The organism is Pseudomonas sp. MPFS (genome assembly GCF_022537035.1).
In the GTDB taxonomy this organism is placed as follows: Bacteria; Pseudomonadota; Gammaproteobacteria; order Pseudomonadales; family Pseudomonadaceae; genus Aquipseudomonas; species Aquipseudomonas sessilinigenes.
In genome coordinates this window covers 6,500,040-6,516,287 of the sequence record NZ_CP066123.1, presented here as the reverse complement: position 1 = coordinate 6,516,287, position 16,248 = coordinate 6,500,040, and the positions used below count along the sequence as shown (strand labels likewise).

Annotated in this window: 15 protein-coding genes; 7 read left to right on the top strand and 8 right to left on the bottom strand. The window is 65.2% G+C overall.

The features are described 5' to 3' along the window. Nucleotides 1-35 precede the first annotated feature (35 nt). The 3 genes from I9018_RS29970 to I9018_RS29960 all read right to left on the bottom strand — a co-directional run bounded on the left by I9018_RS29970 (nt 36) and on the right by I9018_RS29960 (nt 3,100). Nucleotides 36-1,001 carry an L-carnitine dehydrogenase gene (locus tag I9018_RS29970; RefSeq protein WP_068583103.1) on the bottom strand — a complete coding sequence of 322 codons (966 nt, stop codon included), beginning with the start codon at nt 999-1,001 and terminating at the stop codon, nt 36-38. Nucleotides 1,002-1,178: 177 nt separating this feature from the next. Continuing rightward, nucleotides 1,179-2,066 carry a 3-keto-5-aminohexanoate cleavage protein gene (locus I9018_RS29965; protein WP_241108199.1) on the bottom strand — a complete coding sequence of 296 codons (888 nt, stop codon included), beginning with the start codon at nt 2,064-2,066 and terminating at the stop codon, nt 1,179-1,181. 89 nt (nt 2,067-2,155) lie between these two features. Beyond that, nucleotides 2,156-3,100, bottom strand: coding sequence for a choline ABC transporter substrate-binding protein (locus I9018_RS29960; RefSeq protein WP_068583108.1), 945 nt, complete (start codon nt 3,098-3,100; stop codon nt 2,156-2,158). Between the two features lie 193 nt (nt 3,101-3,293). Between I9018_RS29960 and I9018_RS29955 the strand changes: the two genes are divergently transcribed. Further along, nucleotides 3,294-4,241 (top strand): GlxA family transcriptional regulator, encoded by a 948-nt coding sequence (locus tag I9018_RS29955; RefSeq protein WP_068583111.1) that lies wholly within the window; start codon nt 3,294-3,296, stop codon nt 4,239-4,241. Nucleotides 4,242-4,498: 257 nt separating this feature from the next. Here the strand turns inward: I9018_RS29955 and I9018_RS29950 are convergent, their stop codons facing one another. The 5 genes from I9018_RS29950 to I9018_RS29930 form a co-directional block, all read right to left on the bottom strand. Beyond that, nucleotides 4,499-4,915 carry a DUF3010 family protein gene (locus I9018_RS29950; protein WP_022641519.1) on the bottom strand — a complete coding sequence of 139 codons (417 nt, stop codon included), beginning with the start codon at nt 4,913-4,915 and terminating at the stop codon, nt 4,499-4,501. A 37-nt stretch (nt 4,916-4,952) separates the two neighbouring features. Further along, complete coding sequence (locus I9018_RS29945; protein ID WP_241108198.1) at nt 4,953-5,279, bottom strand: helix-turn-helix transcriptional regulator; 327 nt, start codon at nt 5,277-5,279, stop codon at nt 4,953-4,955. Next, nucleotides 5,260-5,514, bottom strand: coding sequence for a type II toxin-antitoxin system RelE/ParE family toxin (locus I9018_RS29940; protein ID WP_241108197.1), 255 nt, complete (start codon nt 5,512-5,514; stop codon nt 5,260-5,262). The genes I9018_RS29945 and I9018_RS29940 overlap by 20 nt, the downstream gene beginning before the upstream one ends. 95 nt (nt 5,515-5,609) lie before the next feature. Continuing rightward, nucleotides 5,610-6,527, bottom strand: a complete 918-nt coding sequence (locus I9018_RS29935) for a LysR family transcriptional regulator (RefSeq protein ID WP_241108196.1) — start codon at nt 6,525-6,527, stop codon at nt 5,610-5,612. A 155-nt stretch (nt 6,528-6,682) separates the two neighbouring features. Beyond that, nucleotides 6,683-7,087: a lysozyme inhibitor LprI family protein gene (locus tag I9018_RS29930; protein WP_068583118.1), complete on the bottom strand. Its 405-nt coding sequence runs from the start codon at nt 7,085-7,087 to the stop codon at nt 6,683-6,685. Between the two features lie 240 nt (nt 7,088-7,327). Here I9018_RS29930 and I9018_RS29925 point away from each other — a divergent pair, with 240 nt between their 5' ends. The 6 genes from I9018_RS29925 (at nt 7,328) to I9018_RS29900 (ending at nt 15,303) form a co-directional block, all read left to right on the top strand. Beyond that, the gene (locus I9018_RS29925) at nt 7,328-8,305 is read left to right on the top strand and encodes a dipeptidase (protein ID WP_241108195.1); all 978 of its coding nucleotides are present in this window, start codon (nt 7,328-7,330) and stop codon (nt 8,303-8,305) included. Between the two features lie 210 nt (nt 8,306-8,515). Then, nucleotides 8,516-9,046 (top strand): DUF5943 domain-containing protein, encoded by a 531-nt coding sequence (locus tag I9018_RS29920; RefSeq protein WP_022641515.1) that lies wholly within the window; start codon nt 8,516-8,518, stop codon nt 9,044-9,046. Nucleotides 9,047-9,061: 15 nt separating this feature from the next. Continuing rightward, nucleotides 9,062-11,122, top strand: a complete 2,061-nt coding sequence (dgcA, locus tag I9018_RS29915; protein ID WP_068583127.1) for a dimethylglycine demethylation protein DgcA — start codon at nt 9,062-9,064, stop codon at nt 11,120-11,122. 203 nt (nt 11,123-11,325) lie between these two features. Next, nucleotides 11,326-13,299 carry a dimethylglycine demethylation protein DgcB gene (gene dgcB / locus I9018_RS29910; RefSeq protein ID WP_068583130.1) on the top strand — a complete coding sequence of 658 codons (1,974 nt, stop codon included), beginning with the start codon at nt 11,326-11,328 and terminating at the stop codon, nt 13,297-13,299. Beyond that, the gene (locus I9018_RS29905) at nt 13,299-14,522 is read left to right on the top strand and encodes an electron transfer flavoprotein subunit alpha/FixB family protein (RefSeq protein ID WP_068583133.1); all 1,224 of its coding nucleotides are present in this window, start codon (nt 13,299-13,301) and stop codon (nt 14,520-14,522) included. Before dgcB ends, I9018_RS29905 begins: the two co-directional genes overlap by 1 nt. Before the next feature lie 10 nt (nt 14,523-14,532). Then, complete coding sequence (locus I9018_RS29900; RefSeq protein ID WP_068583137.1) at nt 14,533-15,303, top strand: electron transfer flavoprotein subunit beta; 771 nt, start codon at nt 14,533-14,535, stop codon at nt 15,301-15,303. The last annotated feature ends 945 nt before the right edge of the window (nt 15,304-16,248 follow it).

Here is a 16,248-nt window from a genome sequence, read left to right as displayed (position 1 = left end):
GCCCCAAGGCGCCCGGCAGTGGCTTGCAGGAGGCGTTATTCGCTGAAACTCATGCCGTGCCTGGCCTTGGTGGTTTTCACCGCCTCCAGCACCGCCAGCAGGCAGTCGTCGCGATAGCGCTCCAGGGCCGCAATGCTGTGCGTGCCCAACTGCTCGGCGGTGCCTTCGACCACGTCGTCGATCAGCTTGTCGGTCAGCTCCGGGGCTGGCAGGTAGGTCCAGGGCAGTTGCAGCGCCGGGCCGAACTGGGCCATGAAGTGGCGCATGCCAGCGTCGCCGCCCGCCAGGGTGTAGGTGAGAAAGGTGCCCATGAACGACCAGCGCAGGCCGGCGCCAAAGCGGATCGCATCGTCGATTTCCCCGGTGCTCGCCACGCCGTCGTTGACCAGGTGCAGGGCCTCGCGCCACAGCGCTTCGAGAAGACGGTCGGCGATGAACCCGGGGACTTCCTTGCGCACGTGCAACGGGCGCATGCCCAGGGATTGGTAGACCTGGATCGCCGCTTGCACGGCCTCTGGCGCGGTACGCTTGCCGCCCACCACCTCCACCAGCGGCAGCAGGTACACCGGGTTGAACGGGTGGCCCACCACGCAACGTTCCGGGTGAGTCGAGCCTTCGTAGAATTCGCTGGGCAGCAGCCCCGAGGTGCTGGAGCCGATCAGTGCATCGGGCTTGGCCGCCGCACTGATCTTGCTGTGCAGCTCCAGCTTGAGTTCCAGGCGTTCCGGGGCGCTTTCCTGGATAAAGTCCGCGTCACGCACGCATTCCTCGATGGTCGCCACGAAGCGCAGGCGGTCCTGGGAGGCACCGGGCGCCAGGCCGTTCTTCTGCAGTGCGCCCCAGGCATTGGCCACCCGCTGGCGCAACGCCGCCTCGGCGCCTGGAGCCGGGTCCCAGGCCACCACGTCCAGGCCATGGGCCAGGGCGCGGGCTACCCAGCCGCTGCCGATCACGCCACTGCCCAGGGCAGCGAAGGTCTTGATGTCGGTGATAAAACGCATGGCAATGTCCTGATGGTCAAAAAATGGAGGTATCTGTAGCCGCTGCCGAGCCTGCAAGGCTGCGTTCGGCGGCGTAGCCGTCGTGAAGCCGGACGGCGCGGTGTGCCCGGTCACTCATGGTTGCTGTTTTGGCGGCTGCGTTGCCGCCGTGCGCAGCCTCGTACAAGGCCGGAGTGGTTATCCGCGTTTGTTCAGGCCCATCTTCTGGCGGCCCTCGGCCGGGGTCAGGACCCTTGCTCCCAGGCGGCTGAGGATCTCGCTGGCGCGCTCCACCAACTGGCCGTTGGTGGCCAGCACGCCCTTGTCCAGCCACAGGTTGTCTTCCAGGCCGACCCGTACGTTGCCGCCCAGCAGCACGGCCTGGGCGGCCATCGGCATCTGCATGCGGCCGATGCCGAAGCCGGCCCAGACCACATCCGGCGGCAGGTTGTCGACCATGGCCTTCATGGTGGTGGTATCGGCCGGGGCGCCCCAGGGAATGCCCAGGCACAGCTGGAACAGCGGGTCGTCCAGCAGGCCTTCCTTGATCATCTGCTTGGCGAACCACAGGTGGCCGGTATCGAAGATCTCCAGCTCGGCCTTCACCCCCAGTTCCTGGATACGCTTGGCGCCGGCCCGCAGTTGGGCCGGGGTCGAGACGTAGATGGTGTCGCCGTCGCCGAAATTCAGGGTGCCGCAGTCCAGGGTGCAGATCTCCGGCAGCAGCGCCTCGACGTGGGCCAGGCGCGCCAGCGGGCCGACCAGGTCGGTATTGGGGCCGAACTCGGTGGGGCGTTCCCCCGGGCCGATTTCCAGGTCGCCGCCCATGCCGGCAGTGAGGTTGACGATGATGTCGACGTCGGCCTCGCGGATGCGCTCCATGACTTCGCGGTACAGCGCCACGTCGCGGCTGAACTTGCCGGTCCGGGGATCGCGGACGTGGCAGTGGACCACGGTGGCCCCGGCCTTGGCGGCTTCTACCGCGGCGGCGGCGATCTGCTTGGGGGTGATGGGTACATGGGGACTCTTGGCGGTGGTATCGCCGGCCCCGGTGAGTGCGCAAGTGATGATGACGTCGTGGTTCATGGTGCAATTTCCTTACAGGCGTGTTTGCTGGGGGCGTGGCGCTGCCGTGCGCGGCCCTGGCGGGCGGCGCGACGGCACAGGTCTTCAGGTTATTGGCGGGTCAGTTGCAGGTGCTCGATGGCCGGCTTGCCGTCGAAGGTGGTCACCCCGTCGAGCCAGCGCTGCTGGTCTTGCGGGTGATCCTTGAGCCACTGCCGGGCGGATTCCAGGGCGTCCTTGTGGTCCAGCAGCGGCTGCATCATGCGGCTCTCGTCCTCGGCGCTGAAGGTCAGGTTGGCCAGCAGCCGGCTGACATTGGGGCACTGCTGGGCGTAGCTGGGGGCGGTGACCGTCCAGACCGTGGCCCGGCCTTCATCGGGCCCCAGGGCGTTGTCGCTGCCGGAGAGGTAGGTCATCTGCACGTTGACGTTCATCGGGTGTGGCGCCCAGCCGAAGAACACCACCGCCTCCTTGCGCCGTACCGCGCGGTCCACCGCGGCGAGCATGCCGGCCTCGCTGGACTCCACCAGCTGGAACTTGCCGAGGCCGAACTGGTTCTTGGCGATCATCGCCTTGATCTGGGTATTGGCACCGGAGCCGGGCTCGATGCCGTAGATCTTGCCGCCCAGCTCCTTCTCGAACCGGGCGATGTCGGCGAAGCTCTTCAGGCCCTTGTCCGCCAGGTAAGTGGGCACGGCGAGGGTGGCGCGGGCGTCTTTCAGGCTGGGCTGGTCGAGGACCTTGACCTGGCCGGCCTCGACGAACGGGGTGATGGTCTGGGTCATCAGCGGGTTCCAGTAGCCCAGGAACAGGTCCAGGCGCTGGTCGCGGATGCCGGCGAAGATGATCTGCTGCGAGGCGCTGGTCTGCTTGGTCTTGTAGCCGAGGCCGTCGAGCAGGACCTGGGCCATGGCGCTGGTGGCGATCACGTCGGTCCAGTTGACCACGCCCAGGCGCACGTTCTGGCAACTGGCGGCATCGGCGGCCATGGCCCCGGAGCTGAACAGGAGGGTACCGCTAAGAGCCAGGACGCAACGGCTGATCAGTCGTTTCATGAGGGTTTCCTCGGCAGGTCGTTATTGTGGGCCCGGCGTCTTTGTGCGCCGGTGATGCCACGTTACGCAGCTGGCGGGTTGCGAAAACGCACAGCGGCGACCGGCTCTTGCACTGCAGCGACCTCGTGTCTTGAAGCCGCCCGGGAAACGGCGTATCACAATGGCCACGCCGCCCGTCCTCCGAGTGCGTCCCATGTCCCAGGATTTCTACTTCTTGCTGCTGCCGGGGTTCTCGGCCATCGGCTTCATCTCGGCCATCGAGCCTTTGCGGGTGGCCAACCGCTTTCGCGGCGGGCTGTATCGCTGGCATGTATTGAGTGTGGATGGCGGGGCGGTGCTGGCCAGCAACGGCATGTCGGTCAACGCCGATGCCGCGCTGGAGCCGCTGAAGAAGGGCGCCACCTTGCTGGTGGTGGCCGGGTTCGAGCCGCTGCGCTCCTTCGGCGCGGCCCTGGAGCACTGGCTGCGGCGCCTGGATGGGGACGGGGTGACCCTGGGCGGGATCGACACCGGTAGCGTGGTGCTGGCCGAGGCCGGTCTGCTGGAAGGGCACCGGGTGGCCCTGCACTGGGAGGCGATCGACGCCTTCAAGGAGTCTTATCCACAGCTGAGCGTCACCCAGGAACTGTTCGAGATCGACCGGCGGCGCATCAGCTCGGCCGGTGGCACGGCGTCCATCGACATGATGCTCGACCTGATCGGCCAGGCCCACGGCCCGCAGCTGGCGATCCAGGTCAGCGAGCAGTTCGTGCTGGGGCGCATCCGTCCGCGCAAGGACCACCAGCGCATGGAGGTCGCCAGCCGCTACGGCATCAACAACAAGAAACTGGTGCAGGTGATCGGCGAGATGGAGCAGCACAGCGAGCCGCCCTTGAGCACCCTGGCCCTGGCCGAGTCGGTCAACATCACCCGACGCCAGTTGGAGCGCCTGTTTCGCCTGCACCTCAACGACACGCCGAGCAATTTCTACCTCGGGCTGCGCCTGGACAAGGCCCGCCAGTTATTGCGCCAGAGCGACCTGAGCGTGCTGGAAGTGAGCATCGCCTGCGGTTTCGAATCGCCGTCCTATTTCACCCGCAGCTACCGCGCGCGGTTCACTCGCTGCCCACGGGAGGATCGGCAACACAGCCAGAAGGCTTGAGAGCCTGTTCTCGATCTGCTGCGCTTAGCCCATGGGGCGTTAAAAAAGGCTTCGAAATGCTCATTCAGGACCCTGAATTGCGCTTTCTCAGCCATTTTTGCCTGGCCTGAACGTCGCTCGCTAGACCGTGAGCAGGCTCTGAGCTGCCCTATTGCTGGGAGCGAAGCGGGCTCGCGATGCAGGCAACCCATAGGGTCAGGCCGTACGCCTCGTGGGCCAGTCGGATCGCCGCCCGCTCGCTCCTACAGATACGCGGACTACTTTTTCAGCAGCGCCGCGCAGGCCGCCTTGTACGCCTCGTGCTGGTACTTGTTGAGGCTCGCCGGCAGCTCGTAGCCGTGCTTCTTGTGCTGGGCGGTGAGGGTCTGGGGCGACAGCAGGGTCACCTCGCAATTCTCCAGCAACTGGAACACGCCCTCGATCTTGAAGGTGGTAGGGCCACCGGCGAACTCGCCTTTCTTGCTGCGCTTCTTGATGGCGATCCGGGTGATGCCCTGCTCGCGAACAAAATCCCGCACCTGGGCGGCGAAGGTGCGCACGTTGGCTGCTTCATCGTCGTCTTCCAGGGCGATCTTCTTCACGGCGATGGCCTGGTGTTCAAGCGTGCCGCCTTGCAGGGAGGCGAGGGCGAAGATGGCTTCGCTGCCCTTGATCTCGATACCGCAAATGCTCATGGGGAATCCTTGTGAAAGTCGTTGGCTGGTGCGCAGCTTACAGCTCCAGCTGGTCGGCGCGAATGCCGAAGGCCGCGGCGATCCGCTCGCGGGTGGCGCGGCGCGGCCGAGAAACGCTTTCCTGCTGGGCGTAGGCCGGCTGGGAGATACCCAGGCGGTTGGCGACCTGTTCCTGGGTCAGGTGCAGGTGCTCGCGCCAGGCGCGGATTGGCGTGGCGCCGTCGACCATGCGGCTGACCACATCATGGGGGATCAGGTCGGCCTGGCCGTGCTGTTCCAGGTACTGCTCGTAGGGGATCACCACGAAAGCTGGCTTGCCGTCCGGGCCATGGATGATCTGGATGTCAGTAGGTGCGTTCGTCACGTTTCTTGACCTCTTGGATACTGACGATATGGATCGCTGCGTCCCAGTCGAACAGAACGCGATACTGGCCCACCCTTAGGCGATAGGCATAGGCGTGGCCGGATAGGGCCTTGACGTTGCCGGTGGCCGGCATGTCGGCCAGCAGGGAAACTGCATCGCGAATTCGGATCTGGTGCTCGTTGTGCAATCGCAGCAGTTGCTTGACCGCTTTTCTGCTCCACAGAATCTCATTCATGGCGACTATATAAGCCTTTAATAAGGATTTCTAATCCTTGCTTATATTTTCTTCAGCGCCAACGACAGAAGCTTGTCCCTTTGTTGCCCCTCTCACTAGCGGGCGGGCGGCGGTCCGCGGCGGTCCATTTCGTACACCCGGCTGTGCAGCAGGCGTTCCTTGAGCCAGGTACCGGCCTGGCCCAAGGTGTTTGGGCGTGCCCAGAGCAGGTCGATGCCGACCTGCCAGTCGCCGTGGAACGGGTCGGCCAGGTGCAGTTCCACCAGTTCGCCCCTGGCCAGCTCGCGCTGGATCAGTTGCCGGGGCAGGGCGGCCCAGCCGAGCCCGGCACGCAGCATCTCCAGCAGTGCGTGTTGGTCCTGTACCTGCCACAGCCGCAGGCAACGCAGGTACTCGCTGCTGGGGGGCTGCTGGCTGGGCAGGCTGGAGGCGCACAGGCGCCGGTGCTGCTGCAAGTCGTCGGCGCTCAGAGGGTTGCGCTGCGCCAGGGGATGGTCCGGGCGGCAGGCATGCACCAGGTGCAAGCGGCCCACTTGCTGGAACTCCAGCGCCTGGGGGTAACCAGGCGCTGAGGGGGCCAGGCCGAGAGCCGCCTCACCCCGGGCTACCAGTTCGCTGGCACTGCTGGAGTGAGGCTGGCGCAGCAACAGGTCGACCTGGGGGAAAGCCTGTTCGAACTCATGCAACAGCGGCAGCAGCGGACCGTACGGTGCCTGGATCACCAGCGTCAGTTGCGGCTCCGGCTCCTGGGACAAGCCATCGGCGCTGGCTTGCAGGTCCTGGCAGCGTTCCAGTACTGCCTCGGCCTGCAGCAGGATTTTCCGACCAGTGGCGGTCAACGCCGGGCTGCGGGTGCTGCGATCGAACAGCTCCACCTTCAGGTCGTCTTCCAGGTTGGCGATGGCCAGGCTGACGGTGGACTGGGTCTTGCCCAGCCGACGCGCGGCGGCCGAGAACGAGCCGGTCCGCGCGGCCTGTACGAACATCTGCAATTGATCCAGCGAAAAATCCATGGCGTCCCCCAATCCCTGGGCAAAGTGACCCGGTCCACCATTGAGAACGATGGCCAGCCGGGCTTAGCAGGGTAGTCAAGCACAGGCTGGCGAGCCTTGGCGGCCCATGAGAGAGGGGGGCGAGGGCTCGCCCCCGGATCGGCGCCAGGGGTGGATCACTCCTGGGCGATGGACTCGATGAACTCCGAACGCTCGTCGCTCATGCGCGCCAGGCAGTCGTTGCTGGCGATGTTGTAGGCCTTGCTGCCGGGCTTGGCCGGGAAGGATTCCACGGCGCAGTCGGCGTCGCGCTGCTTCTGCCACAGCTGCTGGGCGTTCTTGACCTTGGCGGTGATGTCGCCCAGCTGAGCCTTGTCGTTGCCATACACGGTGCCCAGGCGTTCCAGCAGGCTCTGCACATTGTCATTGAGCAACTGCTCGGCGGTGGTCCTGTTATAGGTCGCGCACTCCAGGGTCTGCACGTCGTTTTCGACACCATCGCAGGGAGAGTTGTCGGTTTCTTCGGCCGCCTGTGCGCCGCTCGCCAAGAGTACCAAGGCCAGGAAGATCGGTTTCTTCATTGCAGCGCTGCCCCCAAATCCAATGAAGCTTTCGTTGAAGCGGCGAATTCTGGCGCAAGGCCCCGGTAAAGAACAGAGGCCCGGATAACCCTCTATCCGCTGCTTTGTCGGCGCTTGACGCTTTCGGCAAACCCCCTGTCGTTTTTGCATCGGGGCGCCCTGGCCCTCAGGCATATGCTGGCCCCAAAGCGCCGGCAGACGATTCGGCGCAGGAATCGCCAGATAAAAGGGGACAGCCTGATGAGCCCAGCCGAACTACACGCCGACAGCATCGTTATCGACGGCCTGATCATTGCCAAATGGAACCGCGAGCTGTTCGAGGACATGCGCAAGGGCGGCCTGACCGCGGCCAACTGCACGGTGTCGGTCTGGGAAGGCTTCAAGGCCACGGTCGACCAGATCGCCGCCAGCCAGAAGCTGATCCGCGAGAACAGCGACCTGGTGATGCCGGTGCGCACCACCGCCGACATCCGCCGAGCCAAGGAACTGGGCAAGACCGGCATCCTCTTCGGCTTCCAGAACGCCCACGCCTTCGAGGACCAGATCGGTTATGTGGACGTGTTCAAGCAGCTGGGCGTGGGCATCGTGCAGATGTGCTACAACACCCAGAACCTGGTGGGCACCGGCTGCTACGAGCGCGACGGCGGGCTGTCGGGCTTCGGTCGCGAGATCGTCGCCGAGATGAACCGCGTCGGCATCATGTGCGACCTGTCCCACGTCGGTTCCAAGACCAGCGAGGAAGTCATCCTCGAATCGAAGAAGCCGGTCTGCTACTCCCATTGCCTGCCTTCGGGCCTCAAAGAACACCCGCGCAACAAGTCCGATGCCGAACTGAAGTTCATCGCCGACCACGGCGGCTTCGTCGGCGTGACCATGTTCGCGCCGTTCCTGGCCAAGGGCATCGACTCGACCATCGACGACTATGCCGAGGCCATCGAGTACACCATGAACATCGTCGGTGAAGACGCCATCGGCATCGGCACCGACTTCACCCAGGGCCACGGCCAGGACTTCTTCGAGTACCTGACCCACGACAAGGGCTACGCCCGGCGCCTGACCAACTTCGGCAAGATCATCAACCCGCTGGGCATCCGCACCGTGGGCGAATTCCCCAACCTCACCGAGACCCTGCTCAAGCGCGGCCACTCCGAGCGCGTGGTACGCAAGATCATGGGCGAAAACTGGGTGAATGTGCTCAAGGACGTCTGGGGCGAGTGATGAACATCCCCGGAGCCTGCTGCGCCCACCGATAGCTGCGTCGCGTCCTCGCGACAGGCTCGCCGTACATGCGTACTGCTCTCGCCTGTCGCTGCGGGTCTCCTTGCTCTCGGTGTGCTCGCGACGGCTCCAGCGGTATTCACGCGAATTTTTTCCATGCAAAGCCAAGGCTTTGCCAAGCCAAGAATGAATTTCTGGAGTCAAGTTTCCATGGCCAAGATCGCCCCGCAACTGCCCATCGAAGTCGACAGCGAGACCGGCGTCTGGACGTCCGATGCCCTGCCGATGCTGTACGTGCCGCGGCATTTCTTCGTCAACAACCACATGGGCATCGAGGAAGTGCTGGGCGCCGACGCCTATGCCGAGATCCTCTACAAGGCCGGCTACAAGTCCGCCTGGCACTGGTGCGAGAAAGAAGCCCAATGCCATGGCCTGGAAGGCGTGGCGGTGTTCGAGCACTACATGAAGCGCCTCTCCCAGCGCGGCTGGGGCCTGTTCAAGATCCAGGACATCGACCTCGACCAGGGCACCGCCAGCGTCAAGCTCGAGCACTCGGCCTTCGTCTACGTCTACGGCAAGTGCGGGCGCAAGGTGGACTACATGTTCACCGGCTGGTTCGCCGGCGCCATGGACCAGATCCTGGCGGCCCGTGGCAGCAAGATCCGCACCGTGGCAGAGCAGGTCTACGGTGGTTCCGAAGAAGGGCACGACGACGGCCTGTTCGTCGTCAAAGCGTTGTAAGCGGAGTTCAAGACAATGGCTTTCGAAGCGATGTTCCAGCCGATCCAGATCGGCAAACTGACCATCCGCAACCGTGTGCTCAGTACCGCCCACGCCGAGGTCTACGCCACCGACGGCGGCATGACCACCGAGCGCTACGTGAAGTACTACGAGGAAAAGGCCAAGGGCGGCATCGGCCTGGCGATTTGCGGCGGCTCCTCGGTGGTGGCCATCGACAGTCCCCAGGAATGGTGGAGCTCGGTGAACCTGTCCACCGACCGCATCATCCCGCACTTCCAGAACCTCTCCGACGCCATGCACAAGCACGGCGCCAAGATCATGATCCAGATTACCCACATGGGCCGGCGCTCGCGCTGGGATGGCTTCAACTGGCCGACCCTGATGTCGCCGTCCGGGGTCCGTGAGCCGGTGCACCGCGCCACCTGCAAGACCATCGAGGTGGAAGAAATCTGGCGGGTGATCGGCAACTACGCCCAAGCCGCCCGTCGCGCCAAGGAAGGTGGCCTGGACGGCGTGGAGCTGTCGGCGGTGCACCAGCACATGATCGACCAGTTCTGGAGCCCGCGGGTCAACAAGCGGACCGACGAATGGGGCGGCACCTTCGAGAAGCGCATGCGCTTCGGCCTGGAGGTGCTCAAGGCGGTGCGCGCCGAGGTCGGCGACGATTTCTGCGTCGGCATGCGCATCTGCGGCGACGAATTCCATCCCGATGGCCTGTCCCACGAGGACATGAAGCAGATCGCCAAGTACTACGACGACACCGGCATGCTCGACTTCCTCGGCGTGGTCGGTTCCGGTTGCGACACCCACAACACCCTGGCCAACGTTATCCCCAACATGAGCTTCCCGCCGGAGCCGTTCCTGCACCTGGCGGCAGGCATCAAGGAAGTGGTCAAGGTCCCGGTGCTGCACGCACAGAACATCAAGGACCCGAACCAGGCCACGCGCATCCTCGAGGGCGGCTACGTCGACATGGTCGGCATGACCCGCGCGCACATGGCTGACCCGCACCTGATCGCCAAGATCAAGATGGGCCAGATCGACCAGATCAAGCAGTGCGTCGGTGCCAACTACTGCATCGACCGCCAGTACCAGGGCCTGGACGTGCTGTGCATCCAGAACGCCGCCACTTCCCGTGAATACATGGGCGTGCCGCACATCATCGAGAAGACCACCGGCGCCAAGCGCAAGGTGGTGGTAGTCGGCGCTGGTCCTGCGGGCATGGAGGCTGCCCGGGTGGCGGCCGAGCGCGGCCACGACGTGACCCTGTTCGAGAAGAAAGAGGCGATCGGCGGACAGATCACCACCGCCTCCAAGGCTCCGCAGCGCGACCAGATCGCCGGCATCACCCGCTGGTACCAACTGGAGCTGGCGCGGCTGAAGGTCGACCTGCGCCTGGGCACCGCGGCGGACGCGGCGACCATCCTCGACCTGCGTCCCGACGTGGTGGTGCTGGCGGTGGGCGGCCATCCGTTCATCGAGCAGAACGAACACTGGGGCGCCGCCGAAGGGTTGGTGGTCAGCAGCTGGGACATCCTCGATGGCCGGGTCGCCCCGGGCAAGAACGTGCTGGTGTACGACACCATCTGCGAATTCACCGGGATGTCGGTCGCCGACTACCTGGCCGACAAGGGCTCGCAGGTGGAGATCGTCACCGATGACATCAAGCCCGGCATCGCCATCGGCGGCACCTCGTTCCCCACCTACTACCGCAGCCTGTACCCCAAGGAAGTGATCATGACCGGGGACCTGACCCTGGAGAAGGTCTACCGCGAGGGCGACAAGCTGGTGGCGGTACTGGAGAACGAATACACCGGCGCCCGCGAGGAGCGGGTGGTGGACCAGGTGGTGGTGGAGAACGGCGTACGTCCCGACGAAGCGCTGTACTACGGGCTCAAGGACGGCTCGCGCAACAAGGGCCAGATCGACGTCGAGGCGCTGTTCGCGATCAAGCCGCAGCCTTGCCTGGGCGAAGCGGGCGACGGCTACCTGCTGTTCCGCATCGGCGATTGCGTGTCCCAGCGCAACACCCATGCCGCGATCTACGACGCCCTGCGCCTGTGCAAGGACTTTTGACGGCAGCGACAAGTTTCAAGCTGCAAGCGGCAAGTTGAAGCAGGTGTTCGGCAGTGCTTTTGCTTGTCGCTTGCCCCTGGCGTTCTGTAAGGACTTTTAGCCGCCGTTGCAGGTTTTGAGCGGCCAGTGAGAGCGAATGCTCAGCCTTGTTTTTTCTTGCCGCTTGAAGCTAGCCGCTTGCAGCTGACCTTAAGGTGACTGTGATGTTGAATACCCTTCTTCCCATCCTGCTGTTCGCTGCCCTGGGCCTGGCGGTCCTCGGCGCGTTGCGGCGCGCGGCCATGTGGCGCCGGGGGCGAGCCTCCAAGGTCGACCTGGTCGGCGGCCTGCTGGCCATGCCCCGGCGCTACATGGTGGACCTGCACCATGTGGTGGCCCGCGACAAGTACATCGCCAACACCCACGTGGCCACCGCCGGTGGCGCGGTGGCGTCCATCGTCCTGGCGCTGCTGGTACACGGCTTCGGCCTGCACAACCGCGTGCTGGCCTATGCCTTGCTGTTGATGTCGGCGCTGATGTTCGTGGGGGCGATCTTCGTCTACCGACGCAGGCGCAATCCGCCGTCGCGCTTGTCCAAGGGCCCGTGGATGCGCCTGCCCAAGAGCCTGCTGGCGTTTTCCGCGAGCTTCTTCCTGGTGACCCTGCCGGTGGCCGGGATCCTCCCGGAGCAGTTCGGTGGCTGGCTGCTGGCGGCGATCCTCGCGCTGGGCGTGCTCTGGGGCGTGTCGGAGCTGTTCCTCGGCATGACCTGGGGCGGACCGATGAAACACGCCTTCGCCGGTGCCCTGCACCTGGCCTGGCACCGCCGTGCCGAACGCTTCGGCGGCGGCCGCTCCACCGGCCTCAAGCCGCTGGACCTGGAAGACCCCAGCGCGCCCCTGGGTGTGGAAAAACCCGTGGACTTCACCTGGAACCAGCTGCTGGGCTTCGATGCCTGCGTGCAGTGCGGCAAGTGCGAGGCGGCTTGCCCGGCCTTCGCCGCCGGCCAGCCGCTGAACCCCAAGAAGCTGATCCAGGACATGGTCGTCGGCCTGGCCGGTGGCAGCGATGCCCACTTCGCCGGCAGCCCCTATCCGTCCCTCGACGGTCGCGGTCAGCCGCTGGGCGAACACCACGGCGGCCCGCACCTGCCGATCGTCGCGCTGCAGGGCAAGGCCCTGGTGGATGCCGAGACTCTGTGGTCGTGCACCACCTGCCGGGCCTGCGTCGAGGAATGCCCGATGATGATCGAGCACGTCGATGCCATCGTCGACATGCGCCGCCACCTGACCCTGGAAAAAGGCGCCACGCCGAACAAGGGCGCCGAGGTGCTGGAGAACCTGATCGCCACCGACAACCCGGGCGGCTTCAACCCCGGCGGACGAATGAACTGGGCGGCCGACCTCAACCTCAAGCTGCTGCCTGAAGTGAAGAGCACCGAGGTGCTGTTCTGGGTCGGCGACGGCGCCTTCGACATGCGCAACCAGCGTACCCTGCGGGCCTTCGTCAAGGTGCTGAAGGCCGCGGGCGTGGATTTCGCCGTGCTTGGCCTGGAAGAACGCGACAGTGGCGACGTGGCCCGGCGCCTGGGTGACGAGGCGACCTTCCAGCAACTGGCCCGGCGCAATATCCAGACCCTGGCCAAGTACCGGTTCCAGCGCATCGTCACCTGCGATCCCCACAGCTTCCATGTGCTGAAAAACGAATACGGCGCCCTGGGCGGTGACTACCAGGTGCAGCACCACAGCACCTACATCGCCGAGCTGATCGCCGCCGGCCAACTCGATCTTGGCCGGCACAAGGGTGGCAGCGTGACCTATCACGACCCCTGCTACCTGGGCCGCTACAACGGTGAGTACGAAGCCCCGCGCCAGGTGCTGCGCGCCCTGGGGATCGAGGTCAAGGAAATGCAGCGCGCAGGGTTCCGCTCCCGCTGCTGTGGCGGTGGCGGTGGTGCGCCGATCACCGACATTCCCGGCAAGCAGCGGATTCCCGACATGCGCATGGAAGACATCCGCGAGACCGGCGCCGAGCTGGTGGCGGTGGGTTGTCCGCAATGCACGGCAATGCTCGAAGGGGTGGTGGAGCCCCGACCGATGATCAAGGACATCGCCGAACTGGTGGCCGAGGCCCTGTTGGAAAGCGCGGCCCCGAGCAAGGCGCCAGTGGTGAAAGCCGAACCTGCGGAGGTGCACTGATGAGCGAGATTATCCGCCGCGATCCCCGCGCCGAATGGATCGCCCGCAACCGCCTGCACCCGCTGCATGCGGCCATGCAACCGGCGCAGCACAGCTGGATGGGCCCCAATGGCCTGGTGCGCAAGAACCCCCACGGCATGGGCTTTGTCGGTCCCAACGGGCTCAAGCGCATCGATCGCAGCGGCGCCCAGCAAGGTGGCAGCAGCCACAAGCGCACGGCGGCGGTCGAGGTGCAATTGCCGCTGCACCAGCTGGCGCAGCCAACGTTCTACATCAACGTGGTGCCGGACATGGTCGGTGGTCGCCTGAGCAGCCACGACCGCGACTTGCTGGGCCTGGCCCGGCAACTGGCCGGCCAGGACGGCGCGGTGCTGGCGGTGGTGTTCGGCGAGCACAAGGAATCGAATTTCGCCACGGCGGGGGTCGACCGTCTGCTGGTGCTGCCGGGCAGCGAGTTCGACGGTTATGCACCGGAGCAGCGGGTCCAGGGCCTGCGGGCTGTGGATAACCAGTTCAGCCCGCGCCATTGGCTGCTGCCCGACAGCCGCAGCGGCGGTGGCGAATTGGGTCGGCGCTTTGCCGCGGCCCTGGGCGAACGCCCGGCGACCCGGGTCTGGCAGGTCAAGGAAGGGCAATGCATCGGCCGCGCCGGTGCGGGCCTGGAGGATCTGGCACGGCCTCTGCCACGGCTGATCCTGGCGGCGGCCGAATGTGCCGAGCCGGTCAGCGAAACCCGCCACGAAGCCTTGCCGGTGGAGTTATCCACAAGCGTGGCCCGCAGCCTGGCACGAATCGAGGATCTGGGCGCGGTGGCGGTGGACCCGGCGGCGATTCCCATGGCCGAGGCCGAGTTCATCCTGTCCGGGGGCAACGGGGTCAAGGACTGGGCGCTGTTCCATCGCGCGGCCCAGGCCCTGGGGGCCACCGAGGGCGCCTCGCGGGTGGCGGTGGACGACGGCTTCATGCCCCGCGACCGCCAGGTGGGCGCCACCGGCACCTGGGTGACCGCGCGGGTCTACGTGGCGGTGGGGATCTCCGGAGCGATCCAGCACCTGCAGGGCATCGGTGCCTGCGACAAGGTGGTGGCGATCAACATGGACCCGGGCTGCGACATGATCAAGCGCGCCGACCTGGCGGTGATCGGCGACAGCGCCGCGATCCTCGAGGCGCTGATCGCCGCCGTCGAAGCCTACCGCAGCGCCGCCAAGCGCGATGCAGCTTGAGGGAGCACTCATGAACAGTCATGTAATCAGCCTGGTCTCCATCGGCGCGCATCCGACCTCCGGTCGGCCACGGCGTGCCGAACAGGACGCCCGGGCCGTGGAACTGGGCCTGCAACTGGCCGGTGGACAACTGCAGGTGCTGCACGCCGGCGATGCCGCCGAGCCGGCCCTGCGCGCCTACCTGGGCATGGGCCTGGAGCAACTGCATGTGCTGGAGCAGCCAGCCGGCGCCGATGCCTTGCCAGCCTTGGCCCAGTACCTGCGCCATGCCGGGGCCCAGGTGGTGTTGACCGGCAGCCAGGCGGAAACCGGCGAAGGCTCGGGCATGCTGCCGTTCCTGCTGGCCGAGAACCTGGGTTGGCCGCTGGTGGTGGGGCTGGCCGAGGTGGAATCCCTGGAAGATGGCGTGGCCCATGTGCTGCAAGCCTTGCCCCGGGGCCAGCGGCGCCGGCTCAAGGTGCGCCTGCCGTTCCTGGCCACTGTGGATAACGCCGCGCCCAAGCCTCGCCAGAGTGCCTATGGCCCGGCACGGCGCGGGGTGTTGCGCGCCGACCAGGTCATGGTGGTGGAGGACGAGCTGTTCACCGGCGCCAGCCTGCAGCCGGCCAGGCCACGGCCCAAGCGCTTGAAGGTGATCAAGGCCAAGAGCGGCGCCGACCGCATGAAGGCCGCCACCGCCAAGGCCAGCGGCGGCACCGGCCAGGTGCTCAAGGACGTCAGCGCGCAAGCCGGGGCCGAGGCCATCTTCAAGTTGTTGGTGGAGGAGGGGGTGCTCCGCTAGAGCCGCCCCCGTCGTACTAGTGCTATCGCGAGCAATCGAGCGTCGACCGACTGCTCCTGCGGGAGCCTGGCTTGCAGTCCTGTTTGCACGGTTACTCACAATCCCTGTGCGCGGCTCTGTGGATAAGATGTTCGCGCCTTGCTCCAACCCATGCAGAACAAGGCCTGTAGCCATCTGTACGAAATTTGATCAGGCTAACTTGTGGTTTTTCCTGGCTTTTTTCCGCGGTGTCGAACTCCTCAAGGGGGCAGTTGTGCACAGCAGTTGCCCCCAAAGTCTGTTGGCGCTTTTGTGGATAAGATGTTCGCTCAGGGCTGTAGCCCTTGCAGGACAAGGCTTGGCGAGATCTGATCAAAAAACACCCAAATCTTGCTTCTGGCGCTGTCCGGGCGCTTGCAAGGCGGAATTTTCCTGGCCTGGAGGGCTTTTCCACAGAAACCGCGGGTAGCGGCTGCAGTTGCCCCCAAAGTCTGTTGGCCGATCTGTGGATAAGGTGTTCGCCTCGCGCTGTAGGCCATGTGTAGCAAGGCTTTCAGGGTTTTGTTCAATAATTGATCAAGCGCGCGTCAAACGGCTGTTTTTGCCTAACCCGCGGATTTTCCTGGGAATCCCCGGGGTAATATCCCCATCCCCAGTGCACTTGCCCACAATTGCTGTGGGCCAAGATGTGGATAAGTTGTTCGCCAACCGCTACAGGCCTTGTAATTCATAGCGTGTACGGCAATAGATCAAATTTCATACAGTTCTAATGTCCGCCTTGACAGTGGTAAGCGGCCTGACTTGACTGATTCCACTGGGACTGGTTCGTCACTTATCCACATCCGGTCCAGGGAGCGCAGGCAATGGATTGTCGTTCATCACAGGCTTCCAGCCGCGGGACCTTCCCCCGGCGCACCCGCCGCCGTGCCGTCAACCAGCGCGCACGCCTATAGCCGCAGCGGCTGT

Coding starts and splice junctions, on each gene's coding strand:
- I9018_RS29970 (WP_068583103.1), bottom strand. CDS start 1,001: ATGCGTTTTATCACCGACATCAAGACCTTCGCTGCCCTGGGCAGTGGC.
- I9018_RS29965 (WP_241108199.1), bottom strand. CDS start 2,066: ATGAACCACGACGTCATCATCACTTGCGCACTCACCGGGGCCGGCGAT.
- I9018_RS29960 (WP_068583108.1), bottom strand. CDS start 3,100: ATGAAACGACTGATCAGCCGTTGCGTCCTGGCTCTTAGCGGTACCCTC.
- I9018_RS29955 (WP_068583111.1), top strand. CDS start 3,294: ATGTCCCAGGATTTCTACTTCTTGCTGCTGCCGGGGTTCTCGGCCATC.
- I9018_RS29950 (WP_022641519.1), bottom strand. CDS start 4,915: ATGAGCATTTGCGGTATCGAGATCAAGGGCAGCGAAGCCATCTTCGCC.
- I9018_RS29940 (WP_241108197.1), bottom strand. CDS start 5,514: ATGAATGAGATTCTGTGGAGCAGAAAAGCGGTCAAGCAACTGCTGCGA.
- I9018_RS29935 (WP_241108196.1), bottom strand. CDS start 6,527: ATGGATTTTTCGCTGGATCAATTGCAGATGTTCGTACAGGCCGCGCGG.
- I9018_RS29930 (WP_068583118.1), bottom strand. CDS start 7,087: ATGAAGAAACCGATCTTCCTGGCCTTGGTACTCTTGGCGAGCGGCGCA.
- I9018_RS29925 (WP_241108195.1), top strand. CDS start 7,328: ATGAGCCCAGCCGAACTACACGCCGACAGCATCGTTATCGACGGCCTG.
- I9018_RS29920 (WP_022641515.1), top strand. CDS start 8,516: ATGGCCAAGATCGCCCCGCAACTGCCCATCGAAGTCGACAGCGAGACC.
- dgcA (WP_068583127.1), top strand. CDS start 9,062: ATGGCTTTCGAAGCGATGTTCCAGCCGATCCAGATCGGCAAACTGACC.
- dgcB (WP_068583130.1), top strand. CDS start 11,326: ATGTTGAATACCCTTCTTCCCATCCTGCTGTTCGCTGCCCTGGGCCTG.
- I9018_RS29905 (WP_068583133.1), top strand. CDS start 13,299: ATGAGCGAGATTATCCGCCGCGATCCCCGCGCCGAATGGATCGCCCGC.
- I9018_RS29900 (WP_068583137.1), top strand. CDS start 14,533: ATGAACAGTCATGTAATCAGCCTGGTCTCCATCGGCGCGCATCCGACC.